Source organism: Streptomyces sp. NPDC043896 (assembly GCF_056435605.1).
On sequence record NZ_JBWKEE010000001.1, the window covers coordinates 204,520 to 218,412 of the forward strand.

At 73.1% G+C, this 13,893-nt stretch carries 16 protein-coding genes; 7 read left to right on the top strand and 9 right to left on the bottom strand.

Annotated elements, in window-relative coordinates:
• Both AC069X_RS01000 and AC069X_RS01005 read left to right on the top strand, forming a co-directional pair.
• A complete protein-coding gene (locus AC069X_RS01000; RefSeq protein WP_478723733.1) occupies nt 1-1,278 on the top strand; it encodes a thymidine phosphorylase in 1,278 nt (425 codons plus the stop codon).
• A 264-nt stretch (nt 1,279-1,542) separates the two neighbouring features.
• Complete coding sequence (locus tag AC069X_RS01005) at nt 1,543-1,914, top strand: STAS domain-containing protein (RefSeq protein ID WP_478723735.1); 372 nt, start codon at nt 1,543-1,545, stop codon at nt 1,912-1,914.
• Here the strand turns inward: AC069X_RS01005 and AC069X_RS01010 are convergent.
• The 3 genes from AC069X_RS01010 to AC069X_RS01020 all read right to left on the bottom strand — a co-directional run bounded on the left by AC069X_RS01010 (nt 1,801) and on the right by AC069X_RS01020 (nt 5,048).
• Nucleotides 1,801-2,811, bottom strand: coding sequence for a sigma-70 family RNA polymerase sigma factor (locus tag AC069X_RS01010; RefSeq protein WP_478723736.1), 1,011 nt, complete (start codon nt 2,809-2,811; stop codon nt 1,801-1,803). The genes AC069X_RS01005 and AC069X_RS01010 overlap by 114 nt on opposite strands.
• A gap of 90 nt (nt 2,812-2,901) precedes the next feature.
• Entirely contained in the window at nt 2,902-3,609 is a 708-nt protein-coding gene (locus tag AC069X_RS01015) for a L,D-transpeptidase family protein (RefSeq protein WP_478723738.1), read from the bottom strand.
• A gap of 149 nt (nt 3,610-3,758) precedes the next feature.
• Nucleotides 3,759-5,048: an MFS transporter gene (locus AC069X_RS01020; protein ID WP_478723740.1), complete on the bottom strand. Its 1,290-nt coding sequence runs from the start codon at nt 5,046-5,048 to the stop codon at nt 3,759-3,761.
• Nucleotides 5,049-5,146: 98 nt separating this feature from the next.
• Between AC069X_RS01020 and AC069X_RS01025 the strand changes: the two genes are divergently transcribed.
• Complete coding sequence (locus tag AC069X_RS01025) at nt 5,147-6,085, top strand: LysR family transcriptional regulator (RefSeq protein WP_478723742.1); 939 nt, start codon at nt 5,147-5,149, stop codon at nt 6,083-6,085.
• Nucleotides 6,086-6,137: 52 nt separating this feature from the next.
• Here the strand turns inward: AC069X_RS01025 and AC069X_RS01030 are convergent, their stop codons facing one another.
• From AC069X_RS01030 to AC069X_RS01040, 3 genes are all read right to left on the bottom strand, one after another.
• Nucleotides 6,138-7,190, bottom strand: a complete 1,053-nt coding sequence (locus AC069X_RS01030) for a helix-turn-helix transcriptional regulator (RefSeq protein ID WP_478723743.1) — start codon at nt 7,188-7,190, stop codon at nt 6,138-6,140.
• A 245-nt stretch (nt 7,191-7,435) separates the two neighbouring features.
• Nucleotides 7,436-7,801, bottom strand: coding sequence for a cupin domain-containing protein (locus AC069X_RS01035; protein WP_478723745.1), 366 nt, complete (start codon nt 7,799-7,801; stop codon nt 7,436-7,438).
• Between the two features lie 76 nt (nt 7,802-7,877).
• Nucleotides 7,878-8,597: an alpha/beta hydrolase gene (locus tag AC069X_RS01040; protein ID WP_478723746.1), complete on the bottom strand. Its 720-nt coding sequence runs from the start codon at nt 8,595-8,597 to the stop codon at nt 7,878-7,880.
• A gap of 113 nt (nt 8,598-8,710) precedes the next feature.
• Here AC069X_RS01040 and AC069X_RS01045 point away from each other — a divergent pair, with 113 nt between their 5' ends.
• From AC069X_RS01045 to AC069X_RS01055, 3 genes are all read left to right on the top strand, one after another.
• Nucleotides 8,711-9,859, top strand: a complete 1,149-nt coding sequence (locus AC069X_RS01045) for an adenosine deaminase (RefSeq protein ID WP_478723748.1) — start codon at nt 8,711-8,713, stop codon at nt 9,857-9,859.
• A 139-nt stretch (nt 9,860-9,998) separates the two neighbouring features.
• A complete protein-coding gene (locus AC069X_RS01050; RefSeq protein WP_478723750.1) occupies nt 9,999-10,259 on the top strand; it encodes a hypothetical protein in 261 nt (86 codons plus the stop codon).
• 128 nt (nt 10,260-10,387) lie between these two features.
• Nucleotides 10,388-11,155 carry a hypothetical protein gene (locus AC069X_RS01055; RefSeq protein ID WP_478723751.1) on the top strand — a complete coding sequence of 256 codons (768 nt, stop codon included), beginning with the start codon at nt 10,388-10,390 and terminating at the stop codon, nt 11,153-11,155.
• Between the two features lie 25 nt (nt 11,156-11,180).
• Here the strand turns inward: AC069X_RS01055 and AC069X_RS01060 are convergent, their stop codons facing one another.
• The 3 genes from AC069X_RS01060 to AC069X_RS01070 form a co-directional block, all read right to left on the bottom strand.
• Entirely contained in the window at nt 11,181-11,393 is a 213-nt protein-coding gene (locus tag AC069X_RS01060) for a PspC domain-containing protein (RefSeq protein ID WP_478723753.1), read from the bottom strand.
• 53 nt (nt 11,394-11,446) lie between these two features.
• Nucleotides 11,447-12,022: a VanZ family protein gene (locus AC069X_RS01065; protein WP_478723755.1), complete on the bottom strand. Its 576-nt coding sequence runs from the start codon at nt 12,020-12,022 to the stop codon at nt 11,447-11,449.
• Nucleotides 12,023-12,159: 137 nt separating this feature from the next.
• Nucleotides 12,160-12,789 (bottom strand): PH domain-containing protein, encoded by a 630-nt coding sequence (locus AC069X_RS01070; RefSeq protein ID WP_478723756.1) that lies wholly within the window; start codon nt 12,787-12,789, stop codon nt 12,160-12,162.
• Between the two features lie 137 nt (nt 12,790-12,926).
• On the opposite strand from AC069X_RS01070, the gene deoC reads away from it, so the two are divergent.
• Complete coding sequence (gene deoC, locus AC069X_RS01075; protein ID WP_478724331.1) at nt 12,927-13,889, top strand: deoxyribose-phosphate aldolase; 963 nt, start codon at nt 12,927-12,929, stop codon at nt 13,887-13,889.
• Nucleotides 13,890-13,893: the final 4 nt, after the last annotated feature.

The following is a 13,893-nucleotide window of genomic DNA, read 5'->3' on the forward strand; positions in this document are numbered from 1 at the left end:
ATGGACGTCATCTCCGTCATCCGGACCAAGCGGGACCGCGGTGAGCTGAGCCCCGAGCAGATCGACTGGGTCATCGACGCCTACACCCGCGGCGTCGTCGCCGACGAGCAGATGTCGGCGCTCGCCATGGCCATCCTGCTCAACGGCATGAACCGGGCCGAGATCGCCCGCTGGACCGCCGCGATGATCGCCTCCGGCGAGCGGATGAACTTCGACTCCCTCTCCCGCCCCACCGCCGACAAGCACTCCACCGGCGGTGTCGGCGACAAGATCACCCTCCCGCTGGCCCCGCTCGTCGCCGCCTGCGGCGCGGCCGTCCCGCAGCTGTCCGGCCGGGGCCTCGGCCACACCGGCGGCACCCTGGACAAGCTGGAGTCCATCCCGGGCTGGCGCGCCCTGCTCTCCAACGAGGAGATGCTGAACGTCCTCGACACCACCGGCGCCGTCATCTGCGCGGCCGGCGACGGCCTGGCCCCGGCCGACAAGAAGCTCTACGCCCTGCGCGACGTCACCGGCACCGTCGAGGCCATCCCGCTGATCGCCTCCTCGATCATGTCGAAGAAGATCGCCGAGGGCACGGGCTCCCTCGTCCTCGACGTGAAGGTCGGCTCCGGCGCCTTCATGAAGAACATCGAGGACGCCCGCGAGCTGGCCTCCACCATGGTGGCGCTGGGCACCGACAGCGGCGTCAAGACGATCGCCCTGCTCACCGACATGTCCACCCCGCTCGGCCTCACCGCGGGCAACGCCCTCGAAGTCCGCGAGTCCGTCGAGGTCCTCGCCGGCGGCGGCCCGGCCGACGTGGTCGAGCTGACCATCGCGCTGGCCAAGGAGATGCTGGACGCGGCGGGCATCAAGGACGCCGACCCGGCGAAGGCCCTCGCCGACGGCTCCGCCATGGACGTGTGGCGCCGGATGATCTCCGCCCAGGGCGGCGACCCGGACGCGGCCCTGCCGGTCGCCCGCGAGCAGCACGTCGTCACCGCCTCCGCCTCGGGCGTCCTGACCCGCCTCGACGCGTACGCGGTCGGCGTCGGCGCCTGGCGCCTGGGCGCGGGCCGCGCCCGCAAGGAGGACCCGGTCCAGGCGGGCGCGGGCATCGAGCTGCACGCGAAGCCGGGCGACACCGTCACGGCCGGGCAGCCGCTGATGACCCTGCACACGGACACCCCGGAGAAGTTCGAGTACGCCCTGTCCTCGCTGGAGGGCTGCTACGACGTCGCCCCGGCGGGCACGGAGTTCTCGGCGAAGCCGATCGTCCTGGACCGCATCGCGTAACTCCCCGGCCGGGGGAGGGCCGGTACCGCTGCGCGGAGCCAGCCCCTCCCCGCCCTTCCACCGTTCCCCGGGACTCCGCCCCCGGACCCCGATCCGTGCGCTCCGCGCGCGGGGGTCTGGGGGCGGAGCCCCCCGGAAAGGGGTCCGGGCGCAGCCCGGGGAACGGGCGAAGGGCGGGTAGGGGACCGCCCCGCGCAGCGGACCCGCCCGCCCCGCCCGCCCCGCCCAGGCCCGGCCCACCCCGCCCCCGCAGGGCACCGGCCGATGAGTTCCGCGGCAGCGGACGGTCATCCCCCCGTGGAGATCACGACCCTGGCCCTGGAAGGGCCCCGCCCCGACGTCCCCGCCCTCTGCGCCCGCGTCAGCGAGGCCTGCCGGGCCGGCCCGCCCGGACGCCGGGTCGTCTGCGACGCCGGGGCCGTCACGGCCCCGACCCTCGCCACCGTCGACGCCCTGGCCCGCATGGCCCTCACCGCCCGTGCCCACGGCACCCCCTTCACCGTCACCGGTGCCGCCCCGGCGCTACGCGCGCTGCTCCACCTTGTCGGCCTCGGAGAGCTCCTCGGGCAGCCCGAACAGCGGGAACCACCGCGCGGTGTCCAAGAACGCGTTCAGCCCGACGATCCGCCCCTCTGACACCTCCAGCACCTGGAGCGCCCACGGCACGTGCCCGGGCAGGCCGTCCTCCCGCGGACGGTACTGCCCGAAGGCCGGCAGCCCGTTCGCCGTGGTCGGGACGAGCCGCGAGCCCTTGCAGCCGATGCCCTGGTTCAGGTGCCACGCGGCGATGTCCGCCGGGCCCCGCAGCCACAGGTCGAACGGCGGCATCGACAGCACCGCGTCCTCGTGGAGCAGCTCGGTGAGCCGGGAGATGTCGTACGCCTCGAAGGCCGACAGGTACTGCTCCAGCAGCTTCGACTGCTTCGCGTCCAGCGGGTCCTTCTGCTCGCTCGGCCGCAGCGCCTGCCCTGACAGCGTCGCCCGCGCCCGCTGGAGCGCGCTGTTCACCGACGCCACCGACGTCTCCAGGAGCTGTGCGACCTCGTCCGCCTTCCAGGCCAGCACCTCCCGCAGGATCAGCACGGCCCGCTGCTTCGCCGGCAGGTGCTGGAGGGCCGCGACGAAGGCCAGCCGGACGGACTCCTTGGCCAGGGCCATCTCCGCCGGGTCGGCGGTCTGCGGCAGCACCCGCCCGTCCGGCACCGGCTCCAGCCAGGTCACCTCGGGCCGCTCGTTGAGCACGGCGGAGGCCTGGTGCTGCGGGGCGGACAGGTCCATCGGCCGGGCCCGCCGGTTCCCCGCCTTCAGCAGGTCCAGGCAGACGTTGGTGGCGATCCGGTACAGCCACGACCGCAGCGAGGACCGCCCCTCGAACTTCTCGTGCGCCCGCCACGCGCGGACGTACGTGTCCTGCACCGCGTCCTCGGCGTCGAAGGCCGATCCGAGCATCCGGTAGCAGTAGCCGGTCAGCTCGACGCGGTAGCGGTCCATCGCCGCGTCGAGTTCCGGTGACGAGGTCGCGAGATCGCTCATGGCTGCCGTCCCCCAGGTGGTGTTCCGTCCCTTCGGAAACTACCCGAGGGGTCCGACAACGGCAGCCGGAGCGCGCGCGGAACGTCAGGTTCAGGTGCCGGGCTTGCGCCCGTACACGTACACGTCCTCACCGTTGGTGAGCATGCTCCAGTACGCCTTCGCGTCGGTCGTCGTCATGTTCACGCAGCCGCCCGAACCCGGCGGGTTCCACATGCTCTTGGTGACCGAGTGGAAGGCGATGCCCCCGTCGAAGAACTGCGAGTACGGCATCGCGACGTTGTAGATCGTCGACCAGTGGTTGATGCTCCGGTAGTAGATCTTCTTCAGGCCGGTCCGCGTCGGCGTCTCCGCCTTGCCCGTGCGCACCGGCACCGGGCCGTACTTCAGCGTGGCGCCGTCCTGGATCCAGCTGAGCTGGCGCGTCAGGTCGACGCAGGCGATCCGCCCCAGGTGGGTGGGGCACTTACCCTCCGCGTTCGGATTCTTGCCGGCCGCCCGCTGCGCCAGCATCGTGCTCATCGTCTGCCAGGTCAGCGGCCCCGCGTACCCCATGGTCGGGGTGATGCCGTGGGTGGCCTGGAAGGACTGGATGGCCGTGCAGTCGGCCGCCGACTGGACCCCGTCCACCGGCCGCCCGAGGAACTGCTCGACCTGCCGCTGGTAGGGGCCGGTGGTCACGTTGCAGGCGGCGGCCTGGGCCGTACCGCCCCCCACGACCACCAGGGGCGCCGCCAGCGCCAGAGCCCCGCCGAACACCACCGCAGCCCGCCGCCGCGCGCGCACGCGTATCGCCGCCATCCGGTCCTCCCCTGCTCCGCCCGCACTGTGGGGGCGTCAATACCTCCCAAGCTAGAGCGAGTTGCGCACGGCGCACAGACCTTGAACGGAGTTGACCGCGACGGACCGGTACGGGGCTGCCGGCGGCCCCCGCCGCGCCCCGCCGGACCTCAGCGGGCGGTGGCCGCCCGGGTGCCCGGCGAGAGCGGCCGGCGCCGCTCGGCGCGCGCCGCGTGGGACCCGTACAGGGTGATCGAGACGACGCCCAGCACCGCCAGCAGCGCGATGCCGACCGTGGCCGCCCACCCCGAGGCGTGGTAGGCCAGCGCCCCCAGGGTGCCGCCGGCGCTGGAGCCCAGGTAGTACGCGGACTGGTACAGCGCCGAGGCCTGCGCCCGGCCCGTCTTCGCCGTCCGGCTCACCGCCGCCGACGCCACCGCGTGCCCCGCGAAGAAGCCGGCGGTGATCAGCACCAGCCCCGGCAGGACCAGCCACAGCGAGTCCCCGAGGGACAGCAGCAGCCCCAGCGCGGTCGTGGTCACGGCCAGGTACAGGGCCCCGCGCCGCCCCGCCCGGGCCACCAGCTGCCCGGCCGCCGCCGAGGAGACCGTACCCACCAGGTACACGAGGAAGACCGACCCGACCACGCCCTGGCCCAGCGAGAACGGCGCCTCCACGAGCCGGTACCCGATGACCGTGTACACGGCCCCGAACACGGTCATGAACAGCGCGCCGATCCCGTACAGCCGCACCAGCAGCGGATCCCGCAGATGACCGGCGACCGTACGTCCCACCGCGCGCGGGTTCAGCGACGCCGGCCGGAAGAACCGAGCCCGGGGCAGCAGCACCAGGAACGCCACCGCGCAGGCCAGCGCCATCACGCCGACGGCCAGCAGCCCACCGCGCCAGCCCCACAGCTGCGCGCCCCAGCCGGTCACGATGCGGCCGCTCATGCCGCCGATGGAGTTGCCCGCCACGAACAGCCCGATCGCGCCGACCAGCGCCTTCGGCCTGACCTCCTCGGCCAGGTACGCCATCGCGGAGGCGGGGACGCCGGCGATCGCCGCGCCCTGCACCGCGCGCAGCGCCACCAGCCACTCCAGGTTCGGCGCGAACGGCACCAGCAGGCCGATGCCGACGGCCACCACCATCGAGCAGGTCATCATCCGGGTCCGGCCGAACCGCTCGGACAGCGCGCTGAGCGGCAGGACGAACAGTGCGAGCGCGCCGGTGGCGGCGGACACCGTCCAGCTGGCCTGACCCGCCGTCACGCCGAAGCCGGCGGAGACCGCGGGCAGCAGGGCCTGGGTGGAGTAGAGGAGGGCGAAGGTCGCCAGTCCGGCGGCGAAGAGCGCGAGGCTCATCCGGCGGTAGCCGGGGCGGCCGGGGGAGTGGGGCTCGGGGGACGACGGGGTGGAGGCACCCGTGGTGACGGGTGCCCCGGTATGAACGGGAGGCATACGTCGACCGTAGGCCCCTCCTTTTCATGCGTCCAATGCACAAAACACGGATAATCAATCCACCCACGCATCACCTCAGCTCAGGGCCTCGGATATCAATGAACCGTTACGAAGAAGACATGGCCGTGACATACGAGCTGGCCCCGCGCCTCGCCCAGTTCGTCGCGGTCGCCCGGCACGAGCACGTCACCCGTGCCGCCCACGAGCTGGGCGTTCCCCAGTCCACCCTGTCGCGGGCGATGGTCCGCCTCGAACAGGACCTGGGCGTCACGCTGTTCGCCCGCAAGGGCCGCACCGTGGCCCTCACCACGGCCGGCCGCACCTTCCTCGCCTCCGCGGAGGAGGCCCTCGCCGGGATCGCCCGCGCCGCCGGATCCGTCCAGCAGGACGCCGACCCGGCCTCCGGCAAGGTCGCGTTCGGCTTCCTGCACACCCTCGGCCCCGAGACCGTACCCGGCCTGATCCGCGCCTTCCGGGCCGACCACCCCCGGGTCCGGTTCGCCCTCGTCCAGAACTACGGGGAGGCCATGCTGGAGAAGCTCCGGGCCGGGGAACTCGACCTGTGCCTGACCTCGCCCGTGCCCGACGCCCCCGACCTGGTGGCCCGCCGCCTCGACGAGCAGCGGCTGCGCCTGGTCGTCCCGGACGACCACCGCCTCGCCACCCGCAAGCGCATCCGCCTCGCGGAGGCCGCCGAGGAAACCTTCGTCACCCTGGAGGCCGGCTACGGCCTGCGCCGGATCACCGACGACCTGTGCGCGGAGGCCGGGTTCACGCCGAAGGTCGCCTTCGAGGGCGAGGAGGCCGAAACCCTGCGCGGCCTGGTGGCGGCGGGCCTCGGCGTGGCCCTCCTCCCCCCGCCTCCCGTCCCCCGCCCGGGGGTGGTCGAGCTGACCGTGACGGCGCCGCGCGCGGTCCGCGAGATCGGCGTGGCCTGGCTGGACGGCCACCCGGACACCCCACCGGTGGCCGCGTTCAAACGCTTTCTGCTCTCCCGCCGCGGCCGCCTCATCCCGGAGCTGGAGCCGCCGGTCTAGGGGGTGTCCGGCGGATCACGGCGCGCCGCGGTTTCGGCGGCCCGGGGAGGCGTCACCCCCCGGCCCGGACCGCCCCGTCGGCCCCGCTCTCCTCGTCCGGGCACGGGAGCTTCGCCGCCGCCGAGAGCAAGTACCCGGCCTGGAAGCGGGACTTGGCGCCGACCGCACGCATGATCTCGGCGATGTGGCGCTGGCAGGTCCGTTCCGACATGCCGAGGCGGCGGGCGATCACCTTGTCCTCCAGGCCGTCCGACAGCAGCCGCACGATCGTCCGGCGCAGCTCGTCCGAGACCGCGCGGGCCGCCTCGGGGCTCACCGTGGTGGGGAAGGGCTGTGCGCCGAGCCAGGACCGTTCGAAGGCCGCCGTCATGAAGTGCACGACGCTCGGTTCGCGGACCACCAGGGCCGCTCCCTGCCGGTCCGGTACCGCCATGAGGCCGGTGTGGCCGTCGAAGATCAGCATGCGCATCAGTCCGTCGCCGAGGGTGCGCACCTGCGCGCCCAGTGCCGTGACCCGTTCGACGTACGCCGCCGTCGGGCGGGAGTAGCGCGCCGTGTGCTGGTAGATGGTCCGCATCCGGACGCCGCGCGCCAGCAGCGACTCGTCCCGCCCGACCGCTTCCTCCAGCGTCTCCTGGGGCCGGCCCCCGCCCGGCTGCGAGGTCAGCAGTTCCCGCTCGCACCCCGCCACCAGCTCGGTGATCAGCCCGCGCACCGCGCCGAGGTCGGTCACCAGCTCCAGCCGCCCCGACCCGCTCAGGTCCCGGTGCGCGGCGCCCGCCTCGTACGCGGGCACCAGCGCCTCCAGCCGCCCGCGCAGCCGGTCCATCTCGTCGTGGGTCTCCCGTACGAGCAGCGCCAGCGGGGCCAGCGCGCGGGCCGCCGCCGCGCGGGGCGCGACCGCGCACCACCGCTCGGGGCCGTCGCCGTCGGGGACCCGCTGGAGCAGGTGCGCGGCGGCCAGCTCGGCGACGGCCGCGCCCGCGCGGGCCCCGAGGGCGGTGGTGGCCTCGGCCGCGGTGAAGGCGTGCCGCTCGACGGCGTACGCGTACAGGCGCTGCGCCGTGGGGCTCAGGTCTCCGGCGGCTTCGGCATCGGCTGGCATATGCACATTCGTCCCTGCCTGTACCCGTTCGTAAACCCCTCAGGTTCCCGTCAGGCGACAACTCGACGCCCGTACGGGGGCCTCCGGCATATTCCGAACAGGCACAGTGGACCCACGGCGCGCGGCCGCGCCGGACGGGGCCGTCCGACCGTGAGGGGGCGGTACGGCAGGCCCCCCGGCGCGGCCTGCTCCCACCACCCCCGACCGGACCACCCCCGCCCCGACCGGCTCAGCCCCGCCGCGGCTCAGGCCGGCTTCGCGTAGTTGCCGAAGCCCGTCCAGTCCACCACCACGCACTGCTCGTCCCCGAGCACCCACGCGTCGTGCCCAGGAGCGAGCTGCATGAAGTCGCCCGGGCCGTACTCGGTGCCCTCGCCGTCGTCCATGACGACCTGCATCCGGCCGCTGACCACGTACCCCGTGTGCGCCGACTGGCAGCTGTCCGTGCCCGCGAGCGGCTTGATGTTCTCCGACCACTTCCAGCCCGGCTCGAAGACCGCGCGCCCCACCGGCCCGCCGTCCGCCTGGATCAGGTCCAGCCTGCCCTTGCCGTCGGTGAACGGCCGCGTCTCGTCCGCGCTGTCGAAGTTCCTGCGCACCATTCCGGCCATGGCGAATCGCCTCCCGGAGAGCACCCCGAGCCGTCCCCGAGTCCATTCCTCACTCTACGCCCGCCCCCACGCCCGCTCAGCCCCGCAGCGACCGCCCGAAGCCCGAGGCCAGCGGCATCCGCAGGCCCAGCGGCGGGGGCGCCGCCAGCGCGTCGGTGACCGGCCGCGAGTACCGGCCCGAGAACATCGCGCCGAGGACGAAGTCCACCGCCAGGGCCACCACTTCCGACCGGTGCTCCCGCAGCCCGTGGCCGTCGGAATGCACCTCGAACCGGCAAGTAGAACGATTCGCCTTCTTCGCCCGCGCCGCCAGCTGGAAGGAGGACTCCGGGTCGCTGCGCGCGTCGTTCGTCCCGTGCACGATCAGCACCTGCCGCCCGGCGAGCTGCTTCACCGGTTCAGGGGACCCGTCGCGCCCCGCCTCCGGTAAGCAAGGGGCCAGCGCCACCACCGAGTTGACGGCATCGTGCCCGGCCGCCCGCAGCGCCGCCGCGCCCCCCGCCCCGTAGCCGGCCAGGCACACCGGCACGTCCCCGTACAGCCGCACCACCTCGTCCGCCGCCCACCCGGCGGCCTCCTCCCGGGGGCCCGCTCCGTGCGCCACCGCGTGCGCCACCAGCCCCTGCGCGCCGCCCGCCCGGGCCAGCGCCCGCGCGAGCGGACGTACCGGACCGGGGGAGATTCTGGACGCCCCCGGAAGCAGGAGGACCACACCACTGACCGTCGAAACCGGGCCGTTCGCGCCGGCCGCCCGCCCCAGGCGGGCCCCGCGCGCCGGCGGCGCATGCTGTGCCATGGCGGAACAGTCTCAGACTGACAGGTGTACGCCACCCGTCCGTACGGTCTCTGTTACATATCGACGCCCGCCGCCGACGCGCTGCTCTACGCGCGTAGGAGTAGAGTGCCGGGATGACGAGCGAGACCCCCAACCTGCCCACCCCGGACCAGATCCGCCGCTCCCCGAAGGTGCTGCTGCACGACCACCTCGACGGTGGACTGCGCCCCGGGACCATCATCGAGCTGGCGGCCGAAGTCGGCTACGACAAGCTCCCCGAGACCGACGCCGACAAGCTGGGCGTCTGGTTCCGCGACGCCGCCGACTCCGGCTCCCTCCCGCGCTACCTGGAGACGTTCGCGCACACCTGCGCCGTCATGCAGACGAAGGCGGCCCTCTTCCGGGTCGCCGCCGAGTGCGCCGAGGACCTGGCCGAGGACGGCGTCGTGTACGCCGAGATCCGCTACGCCCCCGAGCAGCACCTCGAAGCCGGCCTGACCCTCGAAGAGGTCGTCGAAGCCGTGAACGACGGCTTCCGCGAGGGCGAGCGCCGCGCCAGGGAGAACGGCCACCGCATCCGCGTCGGCGCCCTGCTGACCGCCATGCGCCACGCCGCCCGCGCGCTGGAGATCGCCGAGCTGGCCAACCGCTACCGCGACAACGGCGTGGTCGGCTTCGACATCGCCGGCGCCGAGGCCGGGTTCCCCCCCACCCGTCACCTCGACGCCTTTGAGTACCTCAAGCGCGAGAACAACCACTTCACCATCCACGCGGGCGAGGCCTTCGGCCTGCCGTCGATCTGGCAGGCCCTCCAGTGGTGCGGCGCCGACCGCCTCGGCCACGGCGTGAAGATCATCGACGACATCGAGGTCGCCGAGGACGGCTCGGTCACGCTGGGCCGCCTGGCCTCGTACGTCCGGGACAAGCGCATCCCCCTGGAGATGTGCCCGACCTCGAACCTGCAGACCGCCGCGGCCGCCTCGTACGCCGAGCACCCGATCGGCCTGCTGCGCAAGCTGCACTTCCGGCTGACGGTCAACACCGACAACCGCCTGATGAGCGGCACCAGCATGAGCCGTGAGTTCGAGCACCTGGTCGACACCTTCGGCTACTCGCTCGACGACATGCAGTGGTTCACCGTCAATGCGATGAAGTCCGCGTTCATTCCTTTCGATGAACGGCTGGCCATGATCAACGACGTGATCAAGCCCGGATATGCGGAGCTGAAGTCCGAATGGCTGTTCCGGCAGACCGCTTCCACCAGCGGAACTGTCTCGGCCTAGGCCAAGGACTGACCCACGGAAAGCGTCCGGGAGAATCATCTCCCGGACGCTTTCTCATATTTGAGGATGTTTGCGGGACGGCGTTTGAAGTGGCTAGTTTGCGGAGCCGCTCAGTTCCCCGTCGCAAGGACGATTTTTCATGAAGCAGTCTGCTGTCAAGTCCCTCGGTGTCGCTGTGATGGGTGCCGCCCTCGCCGCGGGCGCCGCCGGCACCGCCTCCGCCTCGGCGCTCCCCGCCGCCAGCCTGACGGACACCCTCGGCTCCCTGACCAGCGCGACCAGCTCCCTCACCGACCAGACGCAGCAGGCGGCGCAGGAGGGCGAGGCCACCGACGCCGCCGCCCCCGTCACCGGCCTGCTCGGCGGACTGCCCCCGCTCCCGGGCGGCCTCGGCGGCTGATCCCGGCCCCGGAAATCGCACGCACGCACCCGCGGCGCACGCCCCTTCGAAGAGGTGTGCGCCGCGTTGCGCGGTGTGCCACGATCACCACCAACTGCCCGCCGACGCACGGGGTATGAGGTTCGGTCATGCGCATCACGGAACGATTCACGGCACCCGCGACGAGGTTCGCGCTGCTCCCCGCCCTGCTCCTCGGAGCGGTCGCCTGCGGCAGCGGTACGGACACCCCCGCGCCCGGGAAGACTCCCGACCCCAAGGGCTCCGAGGCCGTCCGCCCCTCCGGCGCGCCCGGCGCCCCGGCGGCCCCCGCCGCGCCCAAGGCCAAGGACGCGAGCCTGGAGCGGGCCGCCCTCGTCCAGGGGGACCTGGCGGGCTACCAGATCTCCGCGCAGGGCAAGAACCCGAACGCCCCCGACGGCCAGCCGCAGGCCGACAAGAAGGCCTGCCAGCCGCTCGCCGACATCATGGGCGACAAGCCCGACCCGGCCGCCCGCGAGACCGTCAACCGCGGCATCGGCTCCCAGAAGCAGGTCGGGCTCGCGGTCTCCGCCTCCGTCAGCTCCTACCAGGAGGACGAGGCCAAGCGGGTCGTCGCCCGGCTGCGCGAGGCCGTCGCGGCCTGCGGTACGGGCTTCGCGGCCACCGTCGAGAAGCAGACCGGCCGCTACCGCGACGTGAAGGCCGTCCCGTACCAGACGGCGGGCGACGAGACGGTCAGCTGGACCACCACGGCCACCGCCGAGGGCGTCTCGGCGCCGGTCCACCTGGTCGTCGTGCGCGAGGGGGACCGGGTCGTGCGGCTCATGGCCCTGAACGTGGCCGCCGCGGACCAGAAGGCGCTGGTCCCGCAGGAAGTGGCCGACAAGCAGCTCGAAAAGGTCCGGAAGGCGGGCTGAGCCCCGCCGGACCGACGGCCGGGGACTACCAGGCGGTCCGCGGCGAACCCGCGCCGGCCTTCTCGTTCGGCAGCAGCAGCCACAGGGCCAGGTAGATCAGGACCTGCGGCCCGGGCAGCAGGCACGAGGCCACGAAGATGATCCGCATGGTCCGCGTCTTGATTCCGAAACGCCGTGCGAGCCCGGCGCAGACGCCGCCGATCATCCGTCCGTCACGGGGGCGGGTAATCGCGCTCATTCTCTTCTCCTTCGCATGGGATCGCGCTCCGGGATTTTCCCTTCCGCGATGCCTCAATACTCGCGCGGTACCGCCGAAAGGACCTCGGTCCAGGGTCCGATGCCGACCCTGGTAATTCTCGGGGTGGGCCCCTGAGAGGCGTGGGCGCGGCGCAGCCGCCGGCGCAGCACGGGTACGACGGCCAGGTGGACGATCACCACTCCCGCGGTGTTCAGCAGCAGGGCGTCCACGTCCGGCACCCGGCCCGGGACGGCGGTCTGGAGCATCTCGATGCTCAGCGAGATCAGTACGGCGGCGGCCGCCGTCCGGGCCAGCGAGGACCAGGCCGCCAGCGGCCCCGGCGCCAGCCGGCCCCCGGCCAGCGGCAGCAGCACCCCCAGCGGGGCCAGCAGCGCCAGCCCCTCGCCGATCCGCCGGGCGGCCTCCAGGGGGCCGTGGGCGAGGTCCGCCCGGATCCCCTCCAGCGGCGTCAGGTTCGCGGCCGCCGCCCAGGGGACGTCCAGCGGGCTCAGCGTCAGCCATCCGACGAGCAGCAGATGCGCGGCCAGCAGGGCCCCGCTCAGGAGCCGGGAGCGGACCGGGAGCTGTGTGGCGGTGGCGGCGCTGCCGCTGCCCTCATGACGGTGCACACCAGCGAGGACGCACCCCCCGGCGGCGACGGTTCCGGGGCGCGCGGCCGTTACACGGCGGTTACGGCAGCTCAGCGGATGTCCTGATGTCCTGATCGGCGGATCCGACGCGGGCCCCGCCCCGCGGGGTCCCGGCCTCAGCCGGTCGCCAGCAGCACGGCCAGCAGGACCGCGCCCACGACCGCCGGCGCGATGATCTCGTACGCCCAGCGCACGCGGACCCCGCCCTGCGCGCCGGGCCGCGCGGCCCCGCGCTCGGCGAGCTCGCGCAGCTCGTCCACGGCCCGGTCGGCGGCGGCCCGCGGCGGAGCGGCCGGCTCGGCCCCGCTGTCCTCGGCCGCCATGCCCTTGCCGCGCAGCGCCTCCCGGCGGCTGTACTGCCGGCCGGCCTTCTTGCGCTCGCGCAGCGACACCGGCACCGACCACAGCTGGTACTTCGACCCCTGCGCCAGTACCTCCGCCGAGTACCCGGCGCGCACCGCGTCGACCGCGGCCCAGGGCAGCTCGATGATCCGGAAGGGGTTGCGGATCCGCATCCGGTCGTCGTTGGCGAAGACGGCCGGGCGGATGGTGAACGCCACGATGAGCGGGACGGCGACCAGCGCGACCGCGACGCCGGTCCAGCGCGCGTTCCCCTCTCCCCGTACGACGGCGTCCCCGCACAGCCACGCGACGAGCGCGAGCAGCAGCACCCCGGTGACGACGGCCATGGGGGAGCGGTAGACGCGGTCGGCGTAGACCGGCTCGTGGGGGGAGGGCGTAGTCATGCCGCCGATTGTGCCGCATGGTCCGCCGGGAGGTACGGGCGCGCCGGGCCGGAAGCTCCGATGACGGATCTCACGCCCATATGTGCATCGAGGGGGGTGACAGGCGCTACGCGCGTAGATATGCTCACCTGGTGACCATGCCCACCACCCTCACCGCATTCGCTGACGTGACGACGTCCGACAGCGCGCTGCGCCGCTTCCTGCACGGGCTGCCCGGCGTAGACGCAGTCGGCCTGGAGGCCCGTGCGGCCTCGCTCGGCACCCGCTCGATCAAGACGACGGCCAAGGCGTACGCCATCGACCTGGCCATCTCGATGATCGACCTGACGACGCTCGAGGGTGCGGACACCCCGGGCAAGGTCCGGGCGCTCTCCGCCAAGGCCGTCAACCCCGACCCGACCGACCGCAGCACGCCCATGACGGCCGCGGTCTGCGTCTACCCCGACATGGTGGCCACCGCCAAGGCCGCGCTGAACGGTGCCGACGTCAAGGTCGCCTCCGTCGCCACCGCCTTCCCGGCGGGCCGCGCCGCGCTTCCGGTCAAGCTGGCCGACACCCGTGACGCCGTCGCGGCCGGCGCCGACGAGATCGACATGGTCATCGACCGTGGCGCCTTCCTCGCCGGCCGCTACCTGGAGACGTACGAGCTGATCAAGTCCGTCAAGGAGGCCTGCACCCGCCCCGACGGCACCGCCGCCCGCCTCAAGGTCATCTTCGAGACCGGCGAGCTGTCGACGTACGACAACATCCGCCGCGCCTCCTGGATCGGCATGCTCGCGGGCGCCGACTTCATCAAGACCTCCACCGGCAAGGTCGGCGTCAACGCCACCCCCGCGAACACCCTGCTCATGCTCGAAGCCGTACGCGACTTCAAGGCGCAGACTGGAATCCAGATCGGCGTGAAGCCGGCCGGCGGCATCCGCACCACCAAGGACGCCATCAAGTTCCTGGTCCTGGTCAACGAGACCGCGGGCGAGGACTGGCTGACCAACGAGTGGTTCCGGTTCGGCGCCTCCAGCCTGCTGAACGACCTGCTCATGCAGCGCCAGAAGCTGAGCACCGGGCGTTACTCCGGTCCCGACTACGTGACGGTGGACTGATCAC

Excerpts from the sequence above, each read along its gene's own strand:
- AC069X_RS01005 (WP_478723735.1), top strand. The coding sequence starts at position 1,543 with ATGAGTTCCGCGGCAGCGGACGGTCATCCCCCCGTGGAGATCACGACC.
- AC069X_RS01010 (WP_478723736.1), bottom strand. The coding sequence starts at position 2,811 with ATGAGCGATCTCGCGACCTCGTCACCGGAACTCGACGCGGCGATGGAC.
- AC069X_RS01035 (WP_478723745.1), bottom strand. The coding sequence starts at position 7,801 with ATGGCCGGAATGGTGCGCAGGAACTTCGACAGCGCGGACGAGACGCGG.
- AC069X_RS01030 (WP_478723743.1), bottom strand. The coding sequence starts at position 7,190 with ATGCCAGCCGATGCCGAAGCCGCCGGAGACCTGAGCCCCACGGCGCAG.
- AC069X_RS01040 (WP_478723746.1), bottom strand. The coding sequence starts at position 8,597 with ATGGCACAGCATGCGCCGCCGGCGCGCGGGGCCCGCCTGGGGCGGGCG.
- AC069X_RS01050 (WP_478723750.1), top strand. The coding sequence starts at position 9,999 with ATGAAGCAGTCTGCTGTCAAGTCCCTCGGTGTCGCTGTGATGGGTGCC.
- AC069X_RS01000 (WP_478723733.1), top strand. The coding sequence starts at position 1 with ATGGACGTCATCTCCGTCATCCGGACCAAGCGGGACCGCGGTGAGCTG.
- AC069X_RS01015 (WP_478723738.1), bottom strand. The coding sequence starts at position 3,609 with ATGGCGGCGATACGCGTGCGCGCGCGGCGGCGGGCTGCGGTGGTGTTC.
- deoC (WP_478724331.1), top strand. The coding sequence starts at position 12,927 with ATGCCCACCACCCTCACCGCATTCGCTGACGTGACGACGTCCGACAGC.
- AC069X_RS01045 (WP_478723748.1), top strand. The coding sequence starts at position 8,711 with ATGACGAGCGAGACCCCCAACCTGCCCACCCCGGACCAGATCCGCCGC.
- AC069X_RS01070 (WP_478723756.1), bottom strand. The coding sequence starts at position 12,789 with ATGACTACGCCCTCCCCCCACGAGCCGGTCTACGCCGACCGCGTCTAC.
- AC069X_RS01055 (WP_478723751.1), top strand. The coding sequence starts at position 10,388 with ATGCGCATCACGGAACGATTCACGGCACCCGCGACGAGGTTCGCGCTG.
- AC069X_RS01025 (WP_478723742.1), top strand. The coding sequence starts at position 5,147 with ATGAACCGTTACGAAGAAGACATGGCCGTGACATACGAGCTGGCCCCG.
- AC069X_RS01020 (WP_478723740.1), bottom strand. The coding sequence starts at position 5,048 with ATGCCTCCCGTTCATACCGGGGCACCCGTCACCACGGGTGCCTCCACC.
- AC069X_RS01060 (WP_478723753.1), bottom strand. The coding sequence starts at position 11,393 with ATGAGCGCGATTACCCGCCCCCGTGACGGACGGATGATCGGCGGCGTC.